Genomic DNA, 4937 nt, shown 5'->3' with positions numbered 1-4937 from the left:
GTGACTCCGCCGGTCCACGTGCCGCAGCCGCCGCAGGTGACCCCGCCGCAGGTGACCCCGCCGCAGGTGACTCCGCCAGTCCACGTCCCGCAGCCGCCGGTCGTAGCCCAGCCGCCGGTCCACGTGCCGCAGCCGCCGGTCGTAGCGCAGCCGCCGGTGGTAGCCCAGCCGCCGGTCCACGTGCCGCAGCCGCCGGTCATAGCCCAGCCGCCGGTGGTAGCCCAGCCTCCGGTACACGTCCCGTTGCCCGGCACGGGGTCAGGTAGTCCTGGCGGCGGCGGGCCGTTCGGCGGCGGGCCCCTCGGCGGTGGCCACAGCGGCGGTGGCGGTGGGCCATTCGGCGGCGGACCGATCGGCGGTGGGCCGATTGGCGGAGGCGGGCCATTTGGCGGCGGAGGCGGGCCATTTGGTGGTGGCGGACCGGCCGGCGGCGGTGGGCCGTTCGGCGGCGGTCACAGCGGCGGTGGCGGCGGGCCGTTCGGCGGTGGTGGCGGCCTTGGCGGCGGCGGTGGCCTCGGCGGTGGCGGCTTCGGCGGCGGGGGCGGCGGCTTCGGCGGTGGCCACAGTAGCGGTGGCGGCGGGCACAAGTAGCCGCCCGTCGTGGCTGGACGGGCCCGGCGTTACAACTCGGAAACGCACCGCGACGGGTACTCAGCAACCCGGCGGCTACGCGAGTAGTCTCAGGCAGATAAGGGCTGGTCAAGAAGATGTGCCGCCCATTCGCTAGAACTTCATAAGGCCCAGCTAACCCGGAGATCCTGCGCGGTGCTACGGGATCAAAATCCTTGGGTGACAACGAGATAACGGTGCGGTCCGCGCGCTGTGCGGGCGGCACAGCAGACTATCGAAGGAGAACTTTCAGCGGTGGTGGGCGTCGTGCTTGGCGTATCGATGGCGCCGACGAAGGTCCGCATGGTGCTGGTCGAAGGTGAAGGCGCCGACGGGGCCGCCGTCGACCAGGACAACTTCGACGTCACCGACGACTCGCCCCGCACCGCACCCACCCAGGTGGTCTCGGCCATCCTGGGCACGCGCGAAGGCGCGGAAGAGGGTGGCTATCAGCTGCTGTCGGCCGGAGTGACCTGGACCGATCACGTCGGGGCGGCGTTGCTTCGGGACGCGCTGATTTCGCACAAGGTCGAGAACGTCATGCTGGTGTCGGCCTTCATGGCCGCGGCTGCGCTGACGCAGGCGGTCGGCGACGCCACCAATTACGCGAACACCGCGATGCTCTTTGTCGAGCCCTACACCGCGACCCTGGCCGTGGTCGATACCGCCGACGGATCGGTGTCCGATGTGCACCGCAGGATTCTCCCCGACGACGAAGACCAGGCTGTCGCCGAGCTTGTCCAGCTGGCCTCCCGTGCTGAATCGCTGAAAACGCGCCCGGACGGTCTGGTCGTTGTCGGCTCCGGCGTCGACATCCCGCTGATCAAGCCGGCGCTGGAGGCCGCGACCACACTCGCGCTTTCGGTTCCCGACGAGCCAGAGATGGCGTTGGCCCGGGGCGCGGCGCTGGCATCGGCGAACGCGCCGCTGTTCTCGTCGTCCACCGCCGCGCTGGGATACGCGCTGGATCCCGGCACCGGCGAGGTCGACCCCCTGGCATTCACCGCACAGTCGCCGGGACTACTGCCCGGATACGTGCCCGAATACCGCGGCGCCGCAGCGCCATCCGCCGGCGCCGAGACTGGTAGTCTCGACGTCGCCTACAGCGCGATACCGGACGACGACGCTGGTGGCGCCAGTGGTTTGGATGAGGTCGCGCAGCGCCGCCGGTCGGTCCTGTTGGTGGGCAGCACGCTCGCGGTGATATTCATCACCGCGGTGGTGGCGCTGGAGATTGCGCTGGCGATCAGCATCCGGCCGACGGTCGCGTTGCGTCCCAGCCCCGCCCAAAACGTCGTCGTCCCAACCCAACCCGCGCCCGCCCCGGCGCCACCCGACATCGCAAAACCGAAAATTCAGGCGCCCGCTCCGGTGGCGGTGCCGCATCCCATCGCCCCGCCAGCCGCGGCCCCGGTACCCGCCGCTCCGCCGATCCCGGCGCCCGTGCTTGTGCCCGTTCCGCGCGTGCCGATCATCGGCCCCCCGGCCCCCCGCGGGCCATTCGGCGGCGGGCCCGGTCCCCGCGGACCCTTTGGCGGCCGCGGGCCATTCGGCGGTGGGCCCTTCGGTGGGGGCCACGGGCCATTCGGCGGTGGTCACGGCTTCGGACCCTTCGGCGGCCATGGATTCGGCGGTGGGCATGGCTTCGGGGGCTTCGGCGGTGGCCACGGATTCGGCGGTTTCGGGCACAGGTAGCCGCGCGCGTCAGTGCGGCGAATCTGCCGCGTCGAGCTATGGTGGCGGACTGGGGCTCGATCGCACCGGTGATTGGCAAGCCCTGAAATGCGCCGTGCAAGGCAGCAAATCCGTTGGGGGACTTGGAGATAACGGTGGACATTGTACTTGGCGTTTCTATGGCGCCGGAGACAGTCCGCATGGTGCTCGTCGAAGGTATGGGCGCCGGCGGGGTGACCGTCGATCAGGACGACTTCGCCGTCACCGGCGGTGCGGCGGTCGACGCGGAGCGAGTGATCGCCGCGATCGTCGGGACCCGGGAAAGCGCCGTCGAAGGCGGCAACCAGCTGGTGTCCAGCGGCGTGGCCTTCACCGATCGGGCCGAGGCCGCCGCGCTGCGTGATGCGTTGGCAGCACACAAGATTGAGAACGTCATGTTGGTCTCGGCGTTCATGGCCGCGGCGGCGCTGGCTCAGGCGGTCGGCAGCGCGACGAATTGCGCGCGCACCGCCCTGCTGTTCGTCGAGCCGGCCAACGCGACGCTGGCCGTCGTCGACAGCTCCGCGGGGTCGATCGTCGATGTGCGCCGGCGGCCCCTGCCCGACGGCGACGATGCGGCGCTGGCGCAGCTGACCGCGATGGTTTCGGGTGCGGAATCGATGAAAGCCCGCCCGGACGGGGTGTTCGTGGTCGGTTCTGGCGTGGACATCCCGTCGATCAAGCCGACGCTGGAGGCGGCGACGTCGCTGTCGGTCACGGCACCCGAGGAACCGGATATGGCATTGGCGCGTGGGGCGGCGCTGGCGTCGGCGAACGCTCACTTGGGAGCCCCGTCCACCGCAGCGCTGCCCGACGCGGATCCCGGCGGGTCCGGCTTGGCCGGGCTCGCCTACAGCGACGTCGCGGACGACGGCGGCACCGCCGCCGAATCCGAGGCCGGTGGGCGGCGCAGCCGCAAGGCGCTGGTGGCGATCGCCGCCGCTGTGGTCGTCTTCGTCGGCGGAGCGGTCGCGCTGACGCTCGCGCTGGCCTTCGGCATCCGCCCGCACGTGGAACAGCGGCCGGACGTCGGCAAGTCCGTCGTCGCACCGGCGCCCGCGCCGCCGCCCTCGGCGGGCCCCGGCCCGGAAACGGCGGCACCCCCCAGGGACTCCCCGCCACCGGATCCGCGGCCCAGGGACCGCGTGGACGACTGGCTGCACCGCCACCTCGGGCACGGCATTCCGGGCCCGTAGCGGGTAGCCTCGGTCGAGGCGCCCGATGCGTCGAACACGCGTAAAATCGGGCGATTAGGGAACCCAGGGGGAATTCGCGGCGTAGCGCCGCCGGTGGAGTGTGCGACGACGAAGTCCCTGGACGTGATGGCTAGCGATACGACCATGGAGGAGCTTTGGACACCGTACTTGGTGTGTCGATGGCGCCGACGGCAGTCAGGATGGTGCTGGTCGAGGGCGAAAACGGGGATGGCGCCACCGTCGACGAAGACAACTTCGACGTTTCCGCTGACGACGACGCGGCCACAGTGAGCGCCGCCGACCAAGTGGTGTCCGCGATCCTCGGCACCCGCGAGGGCGCCGCCGAGGGCGGCTACCAATTGGCGTCGACCGGAGTCACCTTCACAGACCCCGTCGACGCTGCGGCCCTGCGCGATGCGCTCGCCGCGCACAAGGTCGAGAATGTGATGTTGGTCTCGGCGTTCCTGGCCGCGGCCGCGCTGGCCCAAGCGGTTGGCAACCAAACCAACTACGCCCAGACGGCGCTGCTCTACATCGAGCCCGACACCGCAACCCTGGCGGTCGTCGACAGCGCCGACGGATCGATCGCCGAAGTCCATCGCGAGGCCCTCCCGGACGACGACGAGGCCGCGGTGGCAAAGCTCGCCACAATGGTCTCGACCGCCGAGGGGTTGGCGGCGCGCCCGGACGCGGTGTTCGTCGTCGGCTCCGGCATCGACATCCCGTTGATCAAGCCGGCGCTGGAGGCGGCGACCACCCTTCCGCTGACGGCGCCCGAGGAGCCGCACACGGCACTGGCCCGCGGAGCCGCGCTGGCGTCGGCGAGCGCGCCGCTGTTTGTCTCGTCCACCGCGGCGCGTGCCTACGCTCAGGATCCCGGCACCGGAGCCATCGAGCCGCTCGCGGTCGCCCCGGGCTATTTCGACTTCCCCGGCACGAAAGCCCAAGAGGACCTGGCCTACAGCGCCGTTCCCGAGGACTTCGCCGACACCTACACCGGCGAGCACGCCCCGGCGACGGGTTTCGTCGACGTCGGCGAGCGCAGATCGTTCGGCCTGGTGGGAAGCGCCCTGGCGGGCATCTTCATCGTGGGCGTGGCGGCGCTTGTCGTTTCGCTGGCGATCGCCATCCGGCCCACGTCCGGTGTGCGGCCCGTTCCCGGCCACAACGTCGTCGCCCCCGCCCAGCCGGCACCGGCGGCCCCGGTGGCTCCCGGGCCTGCCCCGGCTGCGGTTCCTGGGCCCGCCCCGGCTGCGGTTCCCGAGCCTGCCCCGGCTGCGGTTCCCGCGCCCGCCCCACTTCCGGAGGCGCCGGCGCCCCAGGCTCCGGCTCCCGTCGCGGTGCCGCCGTGGCCGCCGCCGGGGAAGTTCACCCCCACCGCGGCCCAACTGACCGCGCCGTCGTCACCACCGCCGCCGC

Annotated in this window: 5 protein-coding genes; 3 read left to right on the top strand and 2 right to left on the bottom strand. The window is 71.7% G+C overall.

Annotated features, from left to right (window positions below):
* Both A5745_RS24795 and A5745_RS24790 read right to left on the bottom strand, forming a co-directional pair.
* Nucleotides 1-237, bottom strand: a 237-nt coding sequence (locus tag A5745_RS24795; protein ID WP_217695293.1) for a hypothetical protein, incomplete at its 3' end; no start/stop codon positions are given.
* Between the two features lie 21 nt (nt 238-258).
* Entirely contained in the window at nt 259-585 is a 327-nt protein-coding gene (locus A5745_RS24790; RefSeq protein ID WP_175879853.1) for a hypothetical protein, read from the bottom strand.
* Between the two features lie 279 nt (nt 586-864).
* Here A5745_RS24790 and A5745_RS18525 point away from each other — a divergent pair, with 279 nt between their 5' ends.
* The 3 genes from A5745_RS18525 to A5745_RS18515 form a co-directional block, all read left to right on the top strand.
* Nucleotides 865-2304 carry a hypothetical protein gene (locus A5745_RS18525; RefSeq protein ID WP_083662978.1) on the top strand — a complete coding sequence of 480 codons (1440 nt, stop codon included), beginning with the start codon at nt 865-867 and terminating at the stop codon, nt 2302-2304.
* Nucleotides 2305-2438: 134 nt separating this feature from the next.
* Nucleotides 2439-3518 carry a hypothetical protein gene (locus tag A5745_RS18520; RefSeq protein ID WP_076117926.1) on the top strand — a complete coding sequence of 360 codons (1080 nt, stop codon included), beginning with the start codon at nt 2439-2441 and terminating at the stop codon, nt 3516-3518.
* Between the two features lie 200 nt (nt 3519-3718).
* Nucleotides 3719-4937, top strand: a 1219-nt coding sequence (locus tag A5745_RS18515; protein ID WP_254848614.1) for a hypothetical protein, incomplete at its 3' end; no start/stop codon positions are given.

The organism is Mycobacterium sp. IS-2888, from assembly GCF_001954215.1.
Lineage (GTDB): Bacteria > Actinomycetota > Actinomycetes > Mycobacteriales > Mycobacteriaceae > Mycobacterium.
Note: the sequence above shows the minus strand (reverse complement) of the source record. Positions and strands in the feature narration are given on the sequence as shown.